Here is a 20,844-nt window from a genome sequence, read left to right as displayed (position 1 = left end):
CGCTCCGGTGGGACAGGGACGCTGAGGTTCAGCGGCCCTTGCCGAGGAAGTCCTTGATGGACGCGTAGATGGCGTCCTTGTCCGCGATTTCGCTCAGCGCGACGTTGGGCGTGTCCCCCACCGCCTCGCGCAAATCCTTGATGAACTGGCCGCTGCCGTAGGGCGACTCCACCTGGCCATAGGCGAACTGGTTGACGTTGGGCAGCACGTCGTTGCGCAGCATCTCGATGCACTGCCGCGTGTCGTCCGCGCTCCAGTTGTCCCCGTCGCTGAAGTGGAACGGGTAGATGTTCCAGGCGCTCTTCGGGTAGTCCGACAGGATGATGTCCCGGCAGAGCTTGTAGGCGCTGGAGATCATCGTCCCGCCGGACTCGCGGGTGTGGAAGAAGGTGTCGCGGTCCACCTCGCGCGCCACCGCGTCGTGGATGATGTAGCGCGCCTCCAGGCCCTTGTACTGGTGGCGCAGCCACGTATCGAGCCAGAAGCTCTCGATGCGGACGATCTCCTTCTGCTCGTCCCCCATGGAGCCGGACACGTCCATCATGTAGATGATGACCGCGTTCGTCTCCGGCAGGTCCTGGAGCTTGTAGCTGCGGTAGCGGCGGTCCTCGCGCGTGGGCACGATGACGGGCCGCGCCGGGTCATACGTGCCAGACGCAATCTGCCGCCGCAGGGCCTGCTTGAAGGTCCGCTTGAAGTGCCGCAGCGACTCCGGGCCGGTGGTGTTGATGCCGGTGTAGCGAATCTTCTGGGTGATGATGCGCTCGTTCTGCCGCCGCTCGATGTTGGGCAGCTGCAGCTCCTCACCCAGAATCTGGGCGAGCTCGTCGAGCGTGACGTCCACCTCGAGAGCGTGCTCGCCCTCGCCCTGGCCCGCCTGCTTGCCCTCCCCGGGCTCCACCGCCCCGGGGCCGAGCTGCTGGCCGACCTCGCCGTCACCCTGGCCGACGCCGCCCTGCTCCTTGTGGCCGTACTTGAAGCGGGGGATGTCGATGAAGGGAATGGGGATGGAGATGGCGTCCTTCCCCTTCTTCCCGATCATCTCGCCCTTCTGCACGTACTTGCGCAGGTTGGCTTTGATCTTCCCCCGGACAATCTGTTTGAAGCGGGAGTGGTCTTGGTGAATCTTCAAGGTCACGGCGCACGCCTCTCTCTGGGGGTTACTCCTTCGCGTCGCCCCGGGCGAAGATGCTGGCCACGAAGTTCAGCACGTCCGTGGAGCAGATCTCGCAGTAGCCGTAGTTCTTCATCATCCGGTCCTTCACCAGGTCGATCTTCTCCTGCGTCTCCTTGTCGACGACGGAGGACACCAGGTTCTTGAGCTTGATGCTGTCCTTCTGGTCCTCGAACAGCTTCAGCTCCAGCGACTTGTGGAGCCGCTCGTTGGTCCGGTAGTTGAAGGTCTTCCCCTCCACCGCGAGCGCGCCGATGTAGTTCATGATTTCGCGGCGGAAGTCGTCCTTGCGCGTCTCGGGGATGTCGATCTTCTCCTCGATGGACCGCATCAGCCGCTCATCGGGCTCCTCGTAGAGGCCGGTGTACTTGTTCTTGACCTTCTCCTTCTGGGTGTAGGCCTTGATGTTGTCGATGTAGTTGCCGCACAGCTTGGCGATGGCGTCCTCGTCCGCGGAGATGGCGCGCTGGACCTCGTTCTTGACGATGTCCTCGTACTCCTGCTTCACCGTGGTGAGCAGCTCCTTCATCCCCTTGCGGGTGTCCTCGTTGTTGATGAGGGAGTGCGTCTTGAGGCCGGCCTCCAGCTCGTTGAGGACCATGAAGGGGTTGATGCAGCCCTCGCCCTTGTCGCTCACCAGCGCGTTGGAGATCTTGTCCTGGATGTAGCGGGGAGAGATGCCCTCCAGGCCCTCGCGGTTGCTCTCCTTGCGCAGCTCCTTGATGTTGTCCTCGGTGAAGTTCGGGAGCGTCTTGCCGTTGTAGAGCTTGAGCTTCTGGAGCAGCGACAGGTTGTGCTTCTTGGGCTCCTCCAGGCGCGTGAGGACGGCCCACATGGCGGCCATCTCCAGCGTATGCGGGGCGATGTGCTTGCCCTTGATGGCGCGGGAGTTGAAGTCCTTCTCGTAGATCTTCACCTCCTCGGACAGCTTGGTGATGTACGGCACGTCGATCTTCACCGTGCGGTCCCGGAGCGCCTCCATGAACTCGTTGTTCTCGAGCTTCTTGTACTCGGGCTCGTTGGTGTGGCCGAGGATGACCTCGTCGATGTCCGTCTGGGGGAACTTCTTCGGCTTGATCTTGTGCTCCTGCGACGCGCCGAGCAGGTCGTAGAGGAACGCGACGTCCAGCTTGAGCACCTCGACGAACTCGATGATGCCGCGGTTGGCGATGTTGAACTCGCCGTCGAAGTTGAAGGCGCGCGGGTCGGAGTCGGAGCCGTACTCGGCGATCTTCCGGTAGTTGATGTCACCGGTGAGCTCGGTGGAGTCCTGGTTCTTCTCGTCCTTGGGCTGGAAGGTGCCGATGCCCACGCGGTCCTTCTCGCTGAACACGAGCCGGTTGACGCGCACGTGGTCCATGACCTTGGCGAAGTCGCCCTGGTACTGCGTCATCAGGTCCTTGAAGACGAAGCGGCAGGCGGGGCACAGCTCGGAGCCGTCGGGGATGGTGTAGCCGCTGTCGGGCGGGCACAGCTCGGCGTAGACCTTGGCGCGCCACTCACGCGGGACGAGGTTGAGCGGCTCCTCGTTCATGGGGCACTTCATCTTCTCCTTGATGGTGTTCCCGTCGGAGCCCTTCTTGTCGATGAGCCAGGAGAAGGTGTACGCGGCGCCCTCGGGCGTCTTCGAGTACTCCTCGGTGCCCTTCTTGAGCAGGCGGGCGATGGTGGACTTGGACGAGCCCACCGGGCCGTGGAGGAGGATGACGCGCTTCTCGGTGCCGTAGCCCTGGGCGGCGGACTTGAAGACGTTGACCAGCTTCATCAGCGGGACGTCGAGCCCGAAGATGGCGTCACGGCCGCCGAACTTCTCGTCGCTGAAGAAGTGGTAGCGGATGAGCTTCTTCTTGTTGTCGATGTACTCCGTCTTCCCGTGGCTGAGGATCATGTCGTAGATCCTCTGGAAGGCGGTGCGGGTGACCTTGGGGTTCTGCCGGACGATTTCGAGGTAGTCCTCGAACGAGCCTTCCCAGTTGAGCTCCGCGTAGGTCTTCGCGTCCTGCAACGCGGCGATTTTGGAGACCCACGAACCCTTCTCAGCGTCCTTCATGTCTCTCCCTCGGAGCCACCCGGGGCGCGGAAGAGCCGCGCCGACAGGGGGCCAAAATGGTCAACCTGGAGGGCAGGACTGCCATTCCACACCCACCCCGACGAGGTCCCAGGCACAACAGCCCTGCTGCCCCTTCGGGACCCCGCCGCGGAGTGGGACCGCGCGTTACGCTCGTGTCAGGGATGGAACGCCCGAAGGCGCACCCCCTCCACGGGGTGAAAAGGCACTTTGATTATAAGGGCCCTCGCCCACGGGGGTAGGCGCACACCGGCTGCGCGGGGGGTAGTGAACGCCTGAACGGTCATATCCCGGGCGCCCGGCGGCCACTGTGCTCGGAGGGCTGTGGGGTGGCGTGTCCTTTCACTCCACATGTCGGCGAAGCGCCTTCACACAGCAGGCGAGCGGGCCCTGGGCGTGCGCGGCCGAGGCGACCGCCAGGGCACGGTGGGGAGCGTGCATTGGAGAACAGCCAGCCGCATTGCCGCACGCCGCCGCGATGTCTTTATCGGCCGTGTCTCATGATTCACCGGGAGGTCGTGGCAGAGCAGGTGCTCCGGTGGTCCGGCGTCGGGCACCTGACGGGGCGCGGGTTGCCATGTTGGCAATTCGTGGTGACAGGGGGCCCCGTGTCTGGACGCATGCGCACGTAGCCGTCCGTTTCGAGCTGCACGCCGCCGCCGACGCGCAATGGGGCGTGTTTCATACCCGGCGTCTCCCATTCTGGACGGCGCCTGGTCGTGCCTCCGAGGTGGGATGCTGTGCACGGCATGTGCAGTGGACCGAGCGACTGTCCGACTCTGGAGTGTCCTGGTGCCCGTTCTGCTCATCGCCGTCTGTCTTCTCGGCTCGCTTGCTCATGCCTCACCACCCGAGGAGACCGGCGTGGTGGCCACCGCGCTGCTGGATGCTGGGGAGTCGCCGCGAAGGGTGCTTCGGCTGGCGCAGCGCCCGGAGTGGGGAGAGGACCGGACCTTGGTGGTGTCGCCCGAGGTGGAGACCGCATTGGGGACGGGGGCGAGCGAGGAATCGCGGACGGAGTATGGCCCCGAGATATCGGTGCCGTTGCGCGTCGCCTGGCTGGCGAATGCGGGCAGGGGGCAGACGCGATACCGCGTGGGCGTGGGGCGCCCGGAGGTGCGTGCCGTCGATGAGGAGGATGCGGAGCCGGCCTGGCGCCTGGCGGAAGAGCTGGGCGCGGTCAGCGGCCGGACGGGGGAGGTCGTGCTCTCCGAAACCGGGCAGCTGGTCGACGCCTGGGTGAGACTGCGGCCAGGAGCCTCGGCGGCCTTGGAGACGCTGGTTCGGGCCGTGTTGTCCTCGGACTGGTTCGTGACGCCACAGTTCCCCGAGGCGCCCATAGGGCGGGGGGCACGCTGGGCGGTGGCTCGCGCCCACGGCCCTGGAGGGTTGGTGGTCGTGGCGTATGAGCTGGTGGCGCTGCACGGTCACCGCGGCCGCGTTCGGTTCCAGCTCCACTCCCGGGCCCTGGAAGGCCTTCCGGCCCCGCGCGTGGAGGGGGAGCTGAGCTTCGACCTGCGATGGCCCTTCCCGGAGCGGCTGGAGGCCACCTACTCCTCCCGTACCGAGCTGGGGTCGGACGGCCCCCGGCGCCTGGAGGTCATCCGGCGCACCCGGGTGACGCTGGCGGGCGGCGGCTCCCTGGCGCCGCGTCACGGGGAGAGGGTTGCGGCTCCTTGGACGGGAACTGAGGGCCAGGTTCGCGCCCGGTGAAGTCGGGAGCGCTCTCCAGGCAAGGGAACCGAGGGCGTTGGCTTGGCTTTGCGCCGTGCCTGCGTATCCTGCCGCGCGTCATGGCCACCGCCCCCGCCCCCCTCTCCGTATCGCCCCCCATTACCTCTGGCCTGTCGGCGGTGCCTGCGCCTCAGAACGAGCCGAGCACCCGGCTGCTCGTCGGGTTGCTGCTGGTGGCGACGCTGGTGCCCCGGCTGGCGGTGTTCTTCGTCAACGAGAACCTCTTCGGTGACGCGGTGGTGCGCACGGAGCTGGCGGAGCGCTGGTTCCGGGCGCCGCACCTCATCACCGCTTACGGAGACGGAGCGTACCAGTTCGGGCCGCTGCACATGTACCTGGTGGGCGCGGCGCTGTCGGTCTTCGACCGGGAGGTCGCGGGCCGTGTGGTGAGCCTGCTGTTCGGGGTGCTGTCGGTGGTGCCGCTGTTCGTGCTGACCCGCAGGCTCTTCGGCTGGCGCGCCGGTGTCGTGGCGGGACTGAGCTTCGCCGCGTGGGGCATGCACATGCAGTTCTCCACCACGGCGTGCAGCGAGGCGGTGTCCCTGTTCTTCATGCTGGCGACCTTCGCGTTCTACGCGGAGGGCGTGGACGAGAACCGCTTCTCGCCGTTGTTCCTCGCGGCGCTGATGCTCAACCTGGCGTGCGCGCTCCGCTACGACGCGTGGATGTACATCCCGCTGCTCACGCTGGCGCTGTGCTTCAGCAGCCCGGACAAGGTCGCGGCGCTCACCCGGGCCGTGGGGTTCGGGCTGGTATGCCTGCCGTTCCCCTTGTTGTGGATGCAAGGCAACGAGCTGCTTCACGGCAACCCGTTCTTCCCGGTGATGGCGGTGGAGGACTTCCATCGGAACTGGGTGCAGTCGTCCCTGGGGTCGGGCTCGAACATTGGCTGGCGGCTGCAGCAGCTCGTGTTCTGGCCGGGCATCGCCGTGATCACGCTGTCACCATTGGTGGCGATTCTGGGCATCGCGGGCATGGTGCGCGCCTGGAAGGCGCGTCCTGACACGCGCTGGCTGGTGGCCGCGGCGGTGGTCCCCGCCGCCTACTTCACGTTCCGGGCGGCGGTGCTGCTGACCTTCGTGCCCCTGGGCCGCTTCACGGTGACGCAGGTCGCCTTGGTCCCGGTCTTCGTCGCCTTCGGCTTCGCCTGGCTGGTGGGCTCGCGCGGAGGGCCCGCGGTGCGCAAGGCCCTGGTGGGCGTGACGGCCGTGGTCGCCGTGGCCGTACCGGTGGCGATGGGGCTCTACACCTTCCGCTCCGAAGGCCCGCTGCAGAACACGATGCGGCCGGTGAGCCCCACCTCCACGAACCCGGTCGCGTTGATGCAGGTGGCGAAGTTCCTGAAGTCGGAGGTCGCCGCCAAGGGAGGCGCCGCGGCGCTCGACATCGACCCGAACTACATGGACCTGCAGCTGGCCTTCTTCTCCGGGCTGCCCGAGGAGCGGCTGGCGCGCGTGCGCTGGGACACCTTCCGCCAGCGCATGCGTGAGGCTCAGCCCGAGGTGCTGGTCCGCTTCGATGGTGGCGCCCTGGCGAAGGACGCGGGCGTGAAGCTGGAGGGGCGCTCGCTGGTCCTGGACGGCGTCGCCTACCAGGAACTGGAGGGCTTCTCCGCGCCGCTGCACGTGTACCGGCGTCAGCCGTAGTCGCGGACTGGCATCCGCCGGACGTGTCGGCTTGTGGGGAGGGGGCTGCGCCGAGTGCCTGGGAGCACGGCCCCGTTCTCGCCCTGTTGGTGCAGGCGCCTGGGGTCCCGCGTGCCTCTCCTGCGGCGCGCGGGGCTTCGCTCAAGGCTCCGGGTCGTAGTCGTCGGGGTGGTAGTCGGACTCCGGCGGGCGGCGGGCGTCCAGCCATCCCTGAAGGATGAACTGCGCGGCGACCTGGTCGATGACCTCGCGGCGGCGGGCCCGGCTGACGTCCGCCTCGAGCAGGGTCCGCGTGGCGGCCACGGTCGACAGCCGTTCGTCCCATAGCTCCACCGTCACTCCGAGCGACTGGGCGAGCGTGTCCGCGAACTTCCGGGAGGCCTCCGCGCGAGGGCCCTCGCTGCCGTCCATGTTGAGCGGCAGGCCCAGGACGACGTGGCTCACCTCATGCTCGCTGGCGACCGCGGCCAGCGCGGCGAGGTCCGCCTTGAGTGACGTCCGGCGGACGGTGGTGACGCCCTGGGCGGTGAGGCCCAGGCCGTCCGATACGGCCACGCCGATGGTTTTGGTGCCCAGGTCCAGGCCCATGGTGCGCATGCGGTGCAACTTAACCGCAATCCTTCGCGGTGGACCGCTCCGTCCGCGCCCGGGGACGCGCCCTGGCTGCCCGGCGGGCTAACTGCCGGAATTCGCTGGATGCGCTCCGGGCCCGGGGCCGGCATCGCCGCTGCACTTCCATCGCCCTGTCCGAAGGACGAGCGCGGCGTCCACATCAACCCCGTCGCGCGAGAGGGCTCATGCTCGACTTCCTCAAAGGTGCCGTCAACATGCTGGCCGGCCCCATGTCGGCCGCGGTGGATTTCGCGGGCAACGCGCTGGGATTGCCGCCGCTCATCACCAACTCCATCAAGGCCGCGACGGGGGTCGCAACGGGCAACGTCATGCTGGCGGCCAGCGGCGCCATGGGCGTGACGCAGGAGCTGTCGAAGAACCCGCCCGCGAAGACCGAGTACCGGCCGTCATCGAGCAGCTCGAAGAGCGACAACGGCTACGCGCCTTCCGGGGCCACGTCGCCCATCCTCAATCCGGGCAGCAGTCCGCTGGACCCGAAGATGCTCGACTACGCGGACGCGCTGAGGGTGTTGGAGGCGAACTTCCAGCAACTGGACCTGCTGGACGGCAAGAAGAGCGGCTCGCTGTCGAAGAAGGATTTGCAGCGCATCGCCTCGGACGCCAGCGTGTCGCCCCAGCTCCGCGACGCGGCCCGGTTCATGGTGGAGAACACGGCCCTCTTCGAGCGGCTCGACCGGCAGGGCTCGCTGGCGAGAATCGGCGTCTTCTCCCACCTGTACAACCTCGACACCTTCTCCGTGAAGGACCTGCGGCGCGAGCTGTCGGCCGTGGAAGCGGAGTTCGCGAAGTACGGCCGGCCCTCGCGCCCCAGCAGCGGAGGCACGTCGACGCCGGGGACGGGCGGCACGTCTGGCGGCGGTGGCTCCACGCCTGTGGCGGAGTGCCCGCCGACGTCGGCTTCGAACCCGCTGGACCCGGACTTCCGCGAGTACCACGAGGCGCTGCGCGTGCTGAACGCGAACTGGGACACCTTCGATACGGCGGTGGGGGCCAAGGACAACCGGTTCACCCGGGACAGCCTCGACGCCATCCTGAGCAGCCCCAGCGCGTCGTCGACGCTGAAGCGCGCGGCGCAGTTCCTCAAGGACCACCCCATCTACTTCGACCGGCTGGAGGTCGCGGCGGGAATTGGCTCCCGGGATGGCATCGTGGGCAGGCAAGACGTCACGGCCGCGCTCCGCCAGGCGGACGCCACGCAGGGGGCGTATGGGGGACCGTCGACGAGCGGCTCGGGAGGAGGCCGCGGGACGTCCAGCGGTTCGACGAGCGTGCGCAGCATTGTCGACAACCCCAACATGAGCATCGAGGACAAGATTCAAGCCATCCTGATGTCCATCTCCAGTGACACGGACGAGGAGATCCTCGACGTCATGGAGCAGATGGCGAACGTGCGTGACCAGCGGGCGACCCTGGGGACCAGCGAGGCGGACCGGAAGACGGGCGCGAAGCTGGAGAGCAGCATGCAGGAGCTGGAGCTGCGCCTTCAGCGGCTGGTGGAGAAGCGCAAGGCGATGTTCGACCTGATGAGCAACATGTCCTCGAAGTTCCACGAGATGGCGAAGACGGCCATCTCCAACCTGCGGAGCGCCTGAGCCGTCATGGGACGCATCATCAAACACGAGGGAGCAGTGGCCATGCGGATGCAGCGCGGTGCGGTGCAGGGACTGAAGGCGTTCGCCCGTGGAGACGCGACGTGGGCGGAGGTGGAGGGGATGACCTTCGAGGAGGCCAAGGCCATTGCCCAGGTGGGGTGTGACCTGGCGGCGGCGGGCCGGCTGGAAGAGGCGCGCATCCTCTTCGAGGGGTTGGTGGAGGGGAATCCGAAGGACGCGGCGGCGCGCGCCGCCCTGGGCACGGTGTACCAGAAGCTCGGCAAGCTGGACGACGCCATCGCCGAGTACAGCGCCGCACTCGAGCGCGAGCCCGACAACGTGGTGGCGCTGGCGAACCGTGGCGAGCTGTACCTGCGCAAGAGCGAGCGGCAGGGCTTCACCGACCTGGCGAACGCCGTGGAGGCGGATCCGCATGGCGAGACGGCGGGAGGCCGCCGGGCGCGGGCGCTGGTGAAGGCCATCACGCTGATGGCCGTGGAGAAGCTGAAGGAGAGCTCGCAGCCATAGCGAGGACGTGGGGGGCCACCGGGTCGTCGGGGAGCGGCCCGGTGGAGGCAGTCGGCGGGTGGGCTCGGGGAAGAGGCGTGGACGGAAGAGGAGGGGGGAGCCCACCTGTCGACCGCTGTTTCAGGGAGGAGGGAGCGAGGCAATCCGCTCGCCAATGGGGGGATGGCTCATGCCCTTGAGGACGACCCAGCGGGGGGGCTCGGGGTCCATCTTGTTGACGCGCGCGGCCTTCACCAGCATGCGGCGGAAGGCGTCGACGTCACCGGTGAGCTGCAGGGCATATCGGTCTGCCTCGCGTTCCCGTTCCCGGGAGAAGGCGCCCGCGACGGGTTTGCCCACCACCATGACGGTGAAGAAGAGCAGGGAGAGCAGGGGCAGGTTGCGGATGTCCGCGAAGCGGGTGGTGCCGAACCAGCCCCGGGAGGCGGACAGTCGCAGCAGCCGGTCGAGCGCGTAGAGCAGGGCGACGAGCGCCAGCGACGAGGCAATGCGCGCGGGCCACTTCGTCTCCAGCACGTGCCCGGCCTCGTGGGCCACCGCGGCCAGGACTTCGTCCTCTTTCAGTTCCCGGAGGATGACGTCATTGAGGACGATGGTGCGCGTGGGGCCCTGCCCGGCGAAGTAGGCCTGGAGCCTGCGGGAGGCCACGGACGTCTCCTCCACCATGACGTCGGCGAAGGCGATGTCCGCCCGCTCCATCAGCTCCGTGATTCGGGTGCGCAGGGGTCCGTCGGGCAGCGGCTTCTGGTCGAAGAAGAGGCGGCCCCGGTAGGGGTCCAGCGCGGCGGAGACCAGCAGCAGCAGGGCCACGGGCACGCCCAGCACCAGCCACCAGCGCTTCAGTCTGCGCGCCAGTCCGAAGAGCCCGATGACGAGCGTGGCGATGGCGAAGGCCGCCACCAGGTGGGCCTTGAGCAAATCCCAGGCGAAGGTGCCGGGCGTCTGCGTGGACATGCCGTGCCGGTGCTCGAGCGTGTAGCTGAACCAGACGTCCACCGGGAGGTAGACGAGCGTCACGAAGAGGTCCGTGAAGAGCGCGAAGAGCACCGCCGCGCCCCAGCCGGGCTCCCCCCACAGCCGGTCCATGGCGCGGAAGAAGGCGCGGCTGACGGGCGCGGTCCGGAGGAAGCCGAGCCGCCGCTCGAGCCCGGCGGCGGCGGCCGTGGCCAGCCGGTAGAAGGGCTGGACGAGCACGCCCAGCAGCAACAGGAGCAGGCCCAGGCGGAAGAAGGGCTCCACCGCGGCCCGGATGTAATAGGGCTGGTGGAAGGCGTGAATCTCCGCCAGTTGCTCGGGCGTGAACAGGGGCTCCATGCGGGCCCAGGCTACGCCGTGGACCCCGCGCCTGCCCAGCCGGGCGGGAGCGCCGCGCTCAGGTGTGGGGCTCGCCCACGGGCGCGGGCGGCGCCGAGGACGCGGGCTCGCTCTCCGCGTCCGCCAGCAGCAGGGCCTTCACCTTGGCGAGGCTCTCGCGCGTGCGGTCCACGAAGGTGCTCTGCGAGCCGATGCGCTCGGCCGTCTCCAGGGTGCGCTCGTAGATGTTGATGGACTTGGTGAGCAGGACGCGGACCTTCTTCCGCAGCTCCTGCCGGTAGACCTCGGCCTCGCTGGCGTCCAGCTCCGCGGGGGCGGGGGAGTTCACCATGTGCTCGTAGAGGTTCTCGTACAGCGAGCCAATCTGCGCGCCCGCCGCCGTGGCCCAGTAGCCGTTGCCCACCCGGATGGAGCGCAGGTAGTGCCCCTGCGCGGACAGGAGCAGCTCGGCCTTGTAGTTGAGGTCCTCGGAGAGCTTGTCCACGCCCTTCGCCGGGTCCAGCTTCACGTTGTCGTAGTGGAGCCGGTACAGCTCGCCGATGAAGAAGTGGGCCTGCGCCGGGAAGTAGTCGTCCACCTCGCCCTTGTCCTCCAGGGCGTCATAGGTGGAGAGCGCCTTGCGCAGGGTGGCCTCGGCCGTCTCTGGCGCGCCGCTCTCCAGCTGGCAGATGCCCTGCTGCACCTGCGCTTCGAGGCGGCGGTTGACGGGCAGGTCCTCACGCGCGGCGATGATGCCCAGCAGCTTCGCGGCCTGCTCGTAGCGCTCCAGGTGGTAGTCCACCTCCGCCATGCGGAAGGCGGCGTCGAGCGCGTCGCCCTGGCCCTGGGCCGGGTCCGACAGCTCGGAGAAGCGGTGTCCGGCCTCCTCCCATTCCTTGAGGCGCTGGTGGGCGAGGCCCGCGTTGTAGAGCGCCGCGCGGCGGTGGCGGCTGTTCGGGAAGAAGTCCGCGAGCCTGCCGAAGTAGCGCGCCGCCTGCTGGAAGTCGTTCGCCGCGAAGGCCGAGGTGCCGCCAGCAAAGAGCTCCTCGTCGTTGAGCTTGTCCAGCTCCAGGTCCGCCGTCACCGTCACGGCGTCGAAGTGGAGCTCCTGCCTCGGCGCTGTTGCTTGTGGCGCCTCCCGCGCTGCGGAGCCCGTCGTCCGGCACCCGGACACCGCGACGCCCAGCGCCGCCACCCACCACCACCGGCTGACAAGCCTCTGCTTCAGCGCTCTCCCGTTCACCGCATCATCCTCCTGGACCGACCACCCACCCGGACAGCACCGGGCACCATGGAGTTCCCACCACCGCCACCGCGCACGCCAGCTTAATGCGTGGGCCCCGGACGCGCTTCCCCGGCCGCCTGCTTCCCGCGGACGGCGGTATTGAAGAAGTGCGCCTGATGCGCACGGGCTCCGGGGGAAACGCGAAATCGCAGCGGGGACCCGGGAGCCGCGTGGCTCGGCCGGGTCAGCCGAGCGTCTCGTCGCCCACCAGATAGCGTCCGGTACGCCACAGGGCGGAGATATCGTGCACATCCATCGCGAAGCGCGGCACCTGGACGATGGGGACGCCCGGGCAGGCAGCGGCGAGTTGCGCGATGCCGGCGCGGTCCTGCTCGGCCATGATTTGCTGCTCGCGAAGCGTCTCCTCCACCTTGGCCCGGCGGCTGGGCGCCAGCGTGGCCGCGTCCTGCCAGTAGGTCTCGGTGGGCATGGCGTGCACGCGGTTGACCACCAGCGACACCACCTCCATGCGGTGCTGCTTGAGCATCTTGTGGAAGTGGATGGCCTCGTCCATGCGCTCGGGGTGGGGGCTCGTCACCAGCACGAAGCCGGTGTTCGGGTCCTCCAGAAGCTGGCGCACGCCCCGGGCCCGCTCGCGGAAGCCCTCGTTGAGGGAGGAGATGGCGAGCATGAAGTTGGAGAGCTCCTGGAGCATCTCCGTGCCGGTGAACTTCGCCAGCCCGCGCATCACGTAGCCGCTGCGGTTGAACAGCGACATCCCCAGCTTGCCGGCCTTGAGCGCCGGGGTGAGGAGCCACTTCGCCGCGTCGTTGTCCAGGAAGTCCAGCACCCGGTTGGGGGCGTCCAGGAAGTCCAGCGCGTGCGCGGTGGGTGGGGTGTCCAGGACGATGAGCTCGTAGTTGCTGCTGCGCCGCAGCTCCCACAGCTTCTCCATGGAGATGTACTCCTGGCTGCCAGCCAGGGCCGTGGAGAGGGACTGGTAGAAGCGATTGGACAGGATGCGCTCGCGCTGCTCGGGCGAGGCGACGCGGGCGATGAGGTCGTCCCACGTCTGCTTCATGTCCAGCATCATCGCGTAGAGCGCCGCCCGGGGCTGGACGCCCAGCGGCTCCAGCGCGGTGGCTGGCACGCGCATCTCCGCGTTGCCCAGCGCCGTGAGGCCCAGCGAGTTGGCCAGCCGCTTCGCCGGGTCGATGGTGCACACCATGCTGGAGCGCCCGTCCACCGAGGCCCGCAGGGCCAGGGCCGCCGCCGCCGTCGTCTTGCCCACACCGCCGGAGCCCACGCAGATGAGGACGCGCTTGCCCGCGAGCGCGGGCGCCAGGGCCGTGCTCACGCGGCCCCCGTCACGAGAGGTTCGAGGTGCGCCATGACCTGTTCAATTGCCTTGCGCCCGAATTCGGGAGTGAAGAGCCGGGGCACCGGGTAGACGGGGGCGTGCAGATTGCGCTCCAGCTTGGTCCCCGCGAGCACCGCCTGCGCCGCCCGGTCGTGGTGCGCCTGGGCCACGGCGAACAGCTCCGGGTGTCCCTGGAGCGCTTCCAGGTCTGCCTCGGTGAAGCGCTCGGGGAAGGCCTGGTTGAGGACCGCGGCATGCGTGCGCAGGTTCACCTTGTCCTGCAGCGCCGCGTGCAGCTCCACCGCCTCGTTCACCGGCATCTCCTCCGGCAGGGCCACCAGCACCGCGGCCGTCACCGAGGGGTCCACGAGGAGGTCGCGCATCTTCTGGGCCTCGCGGGCCATGGGGCCCGGCGGCACCGTCTGAATCAGCACCTGGGGAACGCTGAGGAAGGAGATGGCGTGGCCGGTGGCGGGCGCGTCCATGATGACGGTGTCGTAGCGCCAGCTTCCGTCCGGGAGCTTCTCCTGCAGGTGGAACATGATTTTTCCCAGCAGCACCAGCTCCTGCAGGGACGGGATGAAGCGGAGGAACTGGCGCACCAGCCGGTTCTCGAAGACCGTCTTGTAGAGGGTCTCGAAGCGGAGGACCATCAAGCCGTACTCGCGCATGGCCTCCTGGGGCCGCACGTTCACGGCCCAGAGGTTCTCCTCCAGCAAGGCGACCTCGGGGCCCGCCTCTGGGCGCCCCAGGAAGCGGCTGACGCGCTCCTGGGTGTTCACCTCGCACACCAGCGTGCGCTTGCCGGCGCGCGCCGAGCGCAGGGCCAGGGCCGCCGAGACGGTGCTCTTGCCGACTCCGCCCTTACCGGAGACGATCCACAGGCGCTTGTCGAGTAGTCCGGCCATAGAAAGAGAGCGGCGAACCGTAGGAATCGTGTTCACGGGAGTCAACGCGTTTGGCCTCGGGTTGTTGCCCTGCTTGACACGTCGCGTTGCCCCCTCGCAGAGTGCGGCGTTTTCTTCAAGACTTCCCGATGGCCCGTGAGGGCCTTGTTCGTAAGGACGCGCGGTTCCCCATGCTCAAGAACAATCCGGTGATGAAGAAGCTCGTGGAGACGGGCGAGGAGCGCATCGGCAAGCTGGCCCAGCAGCTGCTGTCGAACGAGAAGTTCGTGGCGGCGGTGCAGACGCTGGTGTCGCGCTCCCTGGCGGCGAAGGGCACCCTGGACAGCGCGCTGCGCACGGCCCTGTCCGCCATGAACCTGCCGTCCACCGCGGACCTGGAGCAGCTTCGTTCGAAGGTGGACGACCTGGAGCGTCTGCTCTCGTCTGTCGAGGGCAAGGTGGACACGCTGCTGGCGGCGAAGGCCCCGCAGAAGAAGTAGTCCGCACGTCGGATGTCCGTTGTCGCCACCTTCTCGGTGGATGAGGAGTGCCCGGCCATGAGGCGCATCGCGTTCATCAATGAGAAGGGTGGGACCTGCAAGACGACCCTGGCGGTGAACACGGCCGCCTGGCTGGCCAAGGAGCGTGGCCAGCGGGTGCTGCTGGTGGACCTGGACACGCAGGGCCATGCGGGCAAGGCCCTGGGCGTGGATGTGCGCACGCTGCCGCGCAACGTGTTCCACCTGCTGACGGACGCGTCGGTGGCCTTCGAGGACGTCGTCCAGCGCTCCGCCGTCGGCGGCCTGGACGTGCTGCCCGCCTACAAGGAGATGGCGGACTTCCCCGTGGTGGTGGCCGCCGATACGCGCCGGGCGCACCGGCTGGCGGACCGCCTTCGCGCGGCGGAGGCCGCGGGCTACGACACCATCGTCTTCGACGCGCCGCCGTCCATGGGGACCACCACGCGCAACATCCTGGTGGCCGCCACGGAGGTGGTGGTGCCGGTGGCGCTGACGTACCTGGCGCTGGATGGCTGCGCGGAGGTCGCGGACACCGTCCGCCAGGTGGGCGAGGCGGAAGGCCGGCCGGACCTGCGCGTCACCAAGGTGGTGCCCACGCTGTACCGGAAGACGGCGCTGGCCACGGCGATTCTCGAGCGCTTGAAGGCCTACTTCCCGGACGCGCTCGCGGCCACGCCGCTGGGCTACGACGTGAAGGTCGACGAAGCCCAGAGCCACGGGCAGACCATCTGGGAGTACGCGCCGCGCAGCCGGGGCGCACAGATGCTGGCCGCCATCGCGGCGGAGCTGCACGGCGAGCCCGCCCCCAGGCGGAGGCGGGCGGCGCGCAAGGCGTGAAGCGGCGCGACTACTCCTGCGCCGGCTTCTTCTGCTGCTCGACCTGCTCCAGCTTCTTCTCCAGCTCCTCGAGGCGCTGCGTGAGCGACGCCATGTCGCGGCCGAGCGCGGGGAGGTTGCCGGTCAGGTTCTCGACGACGTGCTTCACGCGCTCGTCGACGCGCCGCTGCCATTCCTCGAAGGCGCGCTGGCTGGCCTTGAGCAGGTCCGCGGGGCTGAGCCCGGCGTTGGCCGCCGAGGCGTCGGTGGGCGCGGGGGCGGCCTCTGCCGGCTCCTCGCCTTCACCCTCGGCGCGGGGCGCGTGCTCGTCCCGGCGCAGGAGCTTGTCGAGCCGGGACTCGGCCTCCTCGCGAATGGAGGCGACTCGCGGAGAGACCTCCTTCTGGATGAAGCCGGAGATGGACTCGCCGGGGTGGCGGATGATTTCCCGCAGCACCGACAGCGGCATCTGGTTCTTCTTCTTCTCTTCCTCGAAGATGATCTGAGCGAGGGTGACGGAGGTCAGGTCCTCCTTGGTACGATTGTCGACAATCCGTACCTCGGTGCCCTCCTTGATCATCGCTGCGATCTCATCAAGGGTGACGTATCGGCTCTCCACGGTGTCGTAGAGCTTCCGGTTCGTGTACCGCTTGATGATCTTCGGCTCCTTGCTCGGAGCGCCTGCTTGCTCAGCCTCGCTCATGTGTCTCTCCGCCCCTTTTGGGCTCGACATCAAGCCACGTGCCCCGCCTGAGTCTCGCAGGGGCGATTCTCGTAGCAGAGGGGTTGGAGGCGAGCAAGCAACGTGAACCCGGTTCGCCGTGTTCGTCCCGCCGTCCTATACTCGTGGTTCCTGCCGGGCCTGCTGAATGATCGTCAAGTGTGAGCGGTGCCAGACGCGGTTCAAGATCCCTGACGAGAAGGTGACCGAGAAGGGGGTCAAAGTCCGCTGCACCAAATGCCAGAACACCTTCCGGGTCGCCCGCGACGCCGCTGCGGCCGCCCCTGGCGGGCCGCCAGGTCCCTCCACGGACGGGCAGGTGGACCCCTTTGCCCGCTTCGGGGTGGCTCCGGACCCCCGGTCGGTGGAAGTCACCAAGCCGGGCTACTTCGAGCTGGGCGTCGAGGCGAGCAAGCCCCTGTCGTCCCCGGCCAGTCCCCCCGCCGCGCGCTGGAACAGCGTGGATGGGGACCTGGGCTCGGGAGACAGTGTTTTCCAGGAACCGACGCGCATCACGCCGTTGCCGGTACCCGAGGCCGCCCGTCCGCCCTCGGCGCAGGGAGGGGGCGCGCCGCCGGGCGCCTTCGTCGTGCCGGTTCCTGAGAATCCAGGACGTCCGCCACCTGCGAGGCCTGGTGGCCCGGCTGCGAGCCGCTCGCCGGGCGCGGGGCTCCAGGGCTCGGCCCCACCGTCGATGCCGGAGGACCGGTCCGCGCCTCCGGTGCCTGATTTCCCGGGGCAGGCTGTGTCTCCGGCCAGCGCCCGCCGGAATCCCGTGCCGCCTGGCGCCGTGCGTGCGGCGGACCCGTTTTCGGACCTTCTGGGCGAGCCGGCCGCGGCGGGGTCCCTGGCTCCAACGGCGGACGCCCTCCGCCGGGGCGCGGTGGCGCCGCCTCAGGGAGCCGCGCCCGCGGGGGCGGTGGCGCTCGGCGTGATGCGCCCGAGCGCCGCGCAGCCGCCGGCGGCTCCGCCCGCGTTCGGGGGGGATGACCCGTTCGAATCCATCGACATCGACGTGGCGGCGGAGCCCCCTGCGCCCGCTGGGGCGTCGCCTGCCGCGGCGAACGACCCATTCGCGGCCATCGATATCGATGATGCGACGGTGCCCTCCGCGTCGCCGGGGCGTCCTCCTGCTCGGGGCGCGGGTCCATTGGCGTCCGTCGACCTCCATGGGGCCTCGGCGGAGAGCGGCGCACCAGCGCCCACGGGTGCTGACCCGTTCGCGTCCATCGACATCCACGGGGCGCCGCAGGCTCGTGCGGCCAAGGGGGGCCCGGCGCCGACCGGCGCTGACCCGTTCGCGTCCATCGACATTCACGGGGCGCCTCCTTCAAGGCCTGCGCCGTCGCCGGTCGCGAGCACGGCTGCCCGCGCTGCGTCGCCCAGCCTGGCGGACCCGGGGCTCCCGTCGCCGATGGGCCACGACCCCTTCGCCTCCATCGACCTCCATGGGACTCCGGCCAAGGGGCCTCCGGCGGCGACCGGCGCTGACCCGTTCGCGTCCATCGACCCTCATGGGCCCCTGGCGAAGGGGGGCCCAGCGCCGACCGGCGCCGACCCGTTCGCCTCCATCGACATTCACGGGACCAGGGGCGCCCCGGCGGCGACCGGCGCCGACCCATTCGCCTCCATCGACATCGGCCCGTCGGAGAAGCCGGGCGCAGCCCGAGGTTCCGGCGCGGCCTCGGGCGCCGAACCATTCGGAGCAATAGAGGCACCCGGCGCTCTCGGGCCCGCTGCTTCGACGTCCCGAACCGGTCCCGCGGGGATGCCCCCGGCAGCGGCGCTCCCCGCTGCACCGAGTGCCAGTGACCTGTTCGACCTCGGTTCGGACGTCGGGGCTCACGCAGAGGACTCGGGCCTGCTTCCGACTGACACCGGTCGTGCGGCGCTGTTCGGGACGACGGCGCCCGCTGGGGAGGGGCTCTCGGCTCCAGAGGATGTGTCAGGCGCCTCGTTGCTCGCGGACGTTCCCCCCATGGACGACGCACAGGCGCTGGGCGTCACCCTGGGCCGCGTTGGCACACCTGGCGGCGTCCAGCGCGAGGTCCTGGACATGGACGGGCTTCCGGCGAAGCCCGTGGTCACCGTGGCCAAGCCCACCGCCCGTCCCGAGGACGTGGGCATCCCCCAGAGCCGGCCGATGGGGCGTGCTCGCAAGGCGATGGCGTTCGTCGCCAACCTCGTGCTGGCCGCGCTGCTGGTGGCGGTGCTGGGCACGGTCGGCCGCGTGTACCTGCGCGAGGGGAGGGTGGACCTGTCCGCGCTGTCGCTGGAGTCCCTCCGCTCCCTGCTCATCCCCACGCCGAAGCCGCTGGTGGCCGTCGACGTGACGAATGGCCTCTACGAGACGCGTGATGGCCGCGCGCTCTACTACGTCCGGGGCGAGGCGGTGAACCACTCGAGCACGGCCTCTCGCATCCGGGTGCGCGCCGCGCTGTACGACGGTCGGCAGCGCGTGGCGTCCTCCGAGGCGCTCGTGGGAGGGCTCCCGACGCCGGAAGAGCTCTACAACGTGTCCACGCCCGAGTCGGCCTCGGCCCTTCGCCAGCGTATCGACGCCGCCGCCGTCTCCGTGGCCCCAGGCGCGAAGGCGCCCTTTGTCGTCCTGTTCCACGAGCACCCGGCGGACCTGGGCGGCTTCCGCCTGGAGCTGACGCTCGAGCCCGAGCTGTCGAAGACCGCGGAGGCGGGCCGCCGGACGGAGTGAGTCACCATGCCCACACAGGAGGAAGCCCGGACGGTTGCCCGCTTCATCCACGCCCTGAGCGGTGGCGCCGACGTGCGGCGCAAGGCCGCGGCGCGGGAGCTGGCGCGGAGGGATCCGCTCGATTCCAACGAGCTGATTGGTGAGCTCATCGCCCTCTCCCGCGCGGGATGGGGGCCCGCCGCCTGTGCCTTGTCCGACTTCATGGCCGCGCTGGAGCAGGAGGCCGAGCACATCCCTCACGTGGAGTCACTGCGGCGGCTCGCGCACGTGCAGTCGCTCGACACCGTGGCGGACCTGTTCGCCCAGGGCCCCGCGAAGCTGGAGATGGACGCGGACGCCGCCGCCCGCGCGGACGCCAATGCCTTCTCCCAGTCGCTGGGGCACCTGAAGCAGCAGGCCCGCCTCACCCGGGACCCGGACACGCTGTCCCGCCTGGCCACGGTCAGCAACCCCTCCGTCCTGCGCAACGTGCTCATCAACCCGCGCCTCACCGAGGAGCTGGTGGTGCGCATCGCCGCGCGTCGCCCGGCCCGGCCCGAGCCGCTCATCGAAATCTGGAAGTCGCCGCGCTGGTCCGTGCGTCACGCGGTCCGGCGCGCGCTCGTCTTCAACCCGTACCTGCCACCCGAGACGGGCGCGAAAATCGTCCCGCTGCTCAACACGGCGGACCTGCGGGAGCTCGTGGCGAATACCTCACTGCACCCGGCCCTGCGCGCGCAGGCCACGCGGCTGCTTGCTGACGGCACGAGGACGGGGACCGCCTCGGAGGACCTCGACGCGTTGACTGCCCGGCCAGGGCCGCGCGGGCACGGCTGAGGCGGGCCTACCCGCGCGTCGCACGTCGAAGCCCGGCGCGCCGGGGAGGGGCCTAGCGCCGGCGCGGCTGCTCGGGCTCGGTGAACTCGGCGTCCGTGGTGCTCCGGCGGGCCGGGGGCAGCGGCTTGGCGTCGACCAGGTCCTCGCCGCGCGATGCCTTGCGGAACGAGTACACGAACTTGCCCACGGCATTGCCAAGCTGACCCATGCGGGCGGCCGAGAAGACCACCAGCAGGATGAAGCCGAGGACGATGATTTCTCCGAGGCCGAGGCCCAGCATGATGGGGCACAGTGCAGCAAAGGGCGGGGGGAGGCAAGCCGTGCGTCCACCGCTGCACGCCCGGCTGGACTTCTGCTGCACGGCGCCGAGCACCGGCGCAGACTGGAGGGCATGCTCCTGCTTGCCCACCGTGGCGCCAGCGCCGATGCCCCCGAGAACACCCTGGAAGCCTTCGCCGAGGCCGCCCGCCAGGGCGCCGACGGCGTGGAGCTGGACGCCATGCTCTGTGGTTCCGGGGAGGTCGTCGTCTGTCACGACGAGCGGCTGGAGCGGCTCGCAGGCCTTCCCTGGGAGGTCCGCCTCACGCCGTGGTGGAAGCTCCAGCGCGCGGATGTCGGCTCGCCGCTGGGCTTCGCGCCGGCACGCATCCCCTTGCTGGAGGAGGTGCTGGACGCCCTGCCACCGCAGTTCCTCGTCAACATCGAGCTCAAGTGCGAGCGCGCGGGCGACGGCGGCCTCGCGGAGCAGGTCGCGCGGCTGGTGCGCCGGCGCGGGCTGGCGGGCCGGGTCGTCATCTCCAGCTTCAACCCGCTGTGCCTCTTCCGGCTCGCGGCCGCGGCACCGGAGCTGCGCCGGGGCCTGCTCATCGACCCGGACAAGTCCTGGGCCGTCCAGGCCTACGCGGTGAGCCCGCTCGTGTCGTCACACTCGGTCCACCCATTCCACGAGGCCTGCACGCCGGAGCGGGTGGCCGCGTGGCGCGGGGCGGGCCTGAGTGTGGCGGCGTGGACGGTGGATGACCCCCAGCGCGCCCAGGTCCTGGCGCGCATGGGCATCAGCTACCTCATCACCAACCGGCCGGGGGTGGTCCGTCAGGCCCTGCACCCGGCCGGGTAGCGC

The 20,844-nt window shown here is 69.4% G+C and carries 18 protein-coding genes and 1 pseudogene; 10 read left to right on the top strand and 9 right to left on the bottom strand.

The genetic code is table 11. The annotated features are described in order from the left end of the window. Positions 1 to 28 precede the first annotated feature (28 nt). A complete protein-coding gene (locus VZL07_RS05555; RefSeq protein ID WP_426754291.1) occupies positions 29 to 1,138 on the bottom strand; it encodes a DUF444 family protein in 1,110 nt (369 codons plus the stop codon). A 22-nt stretch (positions 1,139 to 1,160) separates the two neighbouring features. After that, on the bottom strand, positions 1,161 to 3,224 hold the full coding sequence (locus VZL07_RS05550) for a PrkA family serine protein kinase (protein ID WP_426754290.1): 2,064 nt from the start codon (positions 3,222 to 3,224) through the stop codon (positions 1,161 to 1,163). A gap of 810 nt (positions 3,225 to 4,034) precedes the next feature. On the opposite strand from VZL07_RS05550, the gene VZL07_RS05545 reads away from it, so the two are divergent. After that, complete coding sequence (locus VZL07_RS05545; RefSeq protein ID WP_426754289.1) at positions 4,035 to 4,955, top strand: hypothetical protein; 921 nt, start codon at positions 4,035 to 4,037, stop codon at positions 4,953 to 4,955. After that, positions 4,952 to 6,622: an ArnT family glycosyltransferase gene (locus tag VZL07_RS05540; RefSeq protein ID WP_426754288.1), complete on the top strand. Its 1,671-nt coding sequence runs from the start codon at positions 4,952 to 4,954 to the stop codon at positions 6,620 to 6,622. The genes VZL07_RS05545 and VZL07_RS05540 overlap by 4 nt, the downstream gene beginning before the upstream one ends. Before the next feature lie 141 nt (positions 6,623 to 6,763). Here VZL07_RS05540 and ruvX read toward each other — a convergent pair whose 3' ends face one another. Next, a complete protein-coding gene (ruvX, locus tag VZL07_RS05535; RefSeq protein ID WP_426754287.1) occupies positions 6,764 to 7,219 on the bottom strand; it encodes a Holliday junction resolvase RuvX in 456 nt (151 codons plus the stop codon). 200 nt (positions 7,220 to 7,419) lie between these two features. Between ruvX and VZL07_RS05530 the strand changes: the two genes are divergently transcribed. Both VZL07_RS05530 and VZL07_RS05525 read left to right on the top strand, forming a co-directional pair. After that, positions 7,420 to 8,847 carry a hypothetical protein gene (locus tag VZL07_RS05530; RefSeq protein WP_426754286.1) on the top strand — a complete coding sequence of 476 codons (1,428 nt, stop codon included), beginning with the start codon at positions 7,420 to 7,422 and terminating at the stop codon, positions 8,845 to 8,847. Positions 8,848 to 8,853: 6 nt separating this feature from the next. Next, entirely contained in the window at positions 8,854 to 9,375 is a 522-nt protein-coding gene (locus VZL07_RS05525) for a tetratricopeptide repeat protein (protein ID WP_426754285.1), read from the top strand. A gap of 120 nt (positions 9,376 to 9,495) precedes the next feature. Here VZL07_RS05525 and VZL07_RS05520 read toward each other — a convergent pair whose 3' ends face one another. The 4 genes from VZL07_RS05520 to VZL07_RS05505 all read right to left on the bottom strand — a co-directional run bounded on the left by VZL07_RS05520 (position 9,496) and on the right by VZL07_RS05505 (position 14,161). Beyond that, positions 9,496 to 10,689 (bottom strand): M48 family metalloprotease, encoded by a 1,194-nt coding sequence (locus VZL07_RS05520; RefSeq protein WP_426754284.1) that lies wholly within the window; start codon positions 10,687 to 10,689, stop codon positions 9,496 to 9,498. 58 nt (positions 10,690 to 10,747) lie between these two features. Further along, positions 10,748 to 11,911 (bottom strand): tetratricopeptide repeat protein, encoded by a 1,164-nt coding sequence (locus VZL07_RS05515; RefSeq protein ID WP_426754283.1) that lies wholly within the window; start codon positions 11,909 to 11,911, stop codon positions 10,748 to 10,750. A gap of 226 nt (positions 11,912 to 12,137) precedes the next feature. After that, a complete protein-coding gene (locus tag VZL07_RS05510; RefSeq protein WP_426754282.1) occupies positions 12,138 to 13,250 on the bottom strand; it encodes an ArsA family ATPase in 1,113 nt (370 codons plus the stop codon). Beyond that, complete coding sequence (locus VZL07_RS05505) at positions 13,247 to 14,161, bottom strand: ArsA family ATPase (RefSeq protein WP_426754281.1); 915 nt, start codon at positions 14,159 to 14,161, stop codon at positions 13,247 to 13,249. The genes VZL07_RS05510 and VZL07_RS05505 overlap by 4 nt, the downstream gene beginning before the upstream one ends. A 170-nt stretch (positions 14,162 to 14,331) precedes the next feature. Between VZL07_RS05505 and VZL07_RS05500 the strand changes: the two genes are divergently transcribed. Continuing rightward, positions 14,332 to 14,640, top strand: coding sequence for a hypothetical protein (locus tag VZL07_RS05500; protein WP_426754280.1), 309 nt, complete (start codon positions 14,332 to 14,334; stop codon positions 14,638 to 14,640). Positions 14,641 to 14,697: 57 nt separating this feature from the next. Continuing rightward, positions 14,698 to 15,498, top strand: a complete 801-nt coding sequence (locus tag VZL07_RS05495) for a ParA family protein (RefSeq protein ID WP_426754279.1) — start codon at positions 14,698 to 14,700, stop codon at positions 15,496 to 15,498. 10 nt (positions 15,499 to 15,508) lie between these two features. Here VZL07_RS05495 and VZL07_RS05490 read toward each other — a convergent pair whose 3' ends face one another. Continuing rightward, positions 15,509 to 16,180: a polyhydroxyalkanoate synthesis regulator DNA-binding domain-containing protein gene (locus VZL07_RS05490; protein WP_426754278.1), complete on the bottom strand. Its 672-nt coding sequence runs from the start codon at positions 16,178 to 16,180 to the stop codon at positions 15,509 to 15,511. 166 nt (positions 16,181 to 16,346) lie between these two features. Between VZL07_RS05490 and VZL07_RS05485 the strand changes: the two are divergent. From VZL07_RS05485 to VZL07_RS05475, 3 genes and pseudogenes are all read left to right on the top strand, one after another. Then, positions 16,347 to 16,445 (top strand): annotated as a pseudogene (locus VZL07_RS05485) (zinc-ribbon domain-containing protein); the annotation flags it as partial. A gap of 1,731 nt (positions 16,446 to 18,176) precedes the next feature. Beyond that, the gene (locus tag VZL07_RS05480) at positions 18,177 to 18,908 is read left to right on the top strand and encodes a hypothetical protein (protein ID WP_426757240.1); all 732 of its coding nucleotides are present in this window, start codon (positions 18,177 to 18,179) and stop codon (positions 18,906 to 18,908) included. Between the two features lie 6 nt (positions 18,909 to 18,914). Further along, complete coding sequence (locus VZL07_RS05475) at positions 18,915 to 19,724, top strand: hypothetical protein (RefSeq protein WP_426754277.1); 810 nt, start codon at positions 18,915 to 18,917, stop codon at positions 19,722 to 19,724. Between the two features lie 52 nt (positions 19,725 to 19,776). On the opposite strand, the gene VZL07_RS05470 is transcribed toward VZL07_RS05475, so the two are convergent. Then, a complete protein-coding gene (locus VZL07_RS05470; protein ID WP_426754276.1) occupies positions 19,777 to 20,004 on the bottom strand; it encodes a twin-arginine translocase TatA/TatE family subunit in 228 nt (75 codons plus the stop codon). Between the two features lie 111 nt (positions 20,005 to 20,115). On the opposite strand from VZL07_RS05470, the gene VZL07_RS05465 reads away from it, so the two are divergent. Continuing rightward, positions 20,116 to 20,841: a glycerophosphodiester phosphodiesterase gene (locus VZL07_RS05465; RefSeq protein WP_426754275.1), complete on the top strand. Its 726-nt coding sequence runs from the start codon at positions 20,116 to 20,118 to the stop codon at positions 20,839 to 20,841. Positions 20,842 to 20,844: the final 3 nt, after the last annotated feature.

Origin of the sequence: Pseudomyxococcus flavus (assembly GCF_050038885.1) — a bacterium.
Lineage (GTDB): Bacteria > Myxococcota > Myxococcia > Myxococcales > Myxococcaceae > Myxococcus > Myxococcus flavus.
The sequence above is the reverse complement of the archived record's forward strand: the minus strand, read 5'-3'. Positions and strand labels throughout refer to the sequence as shown.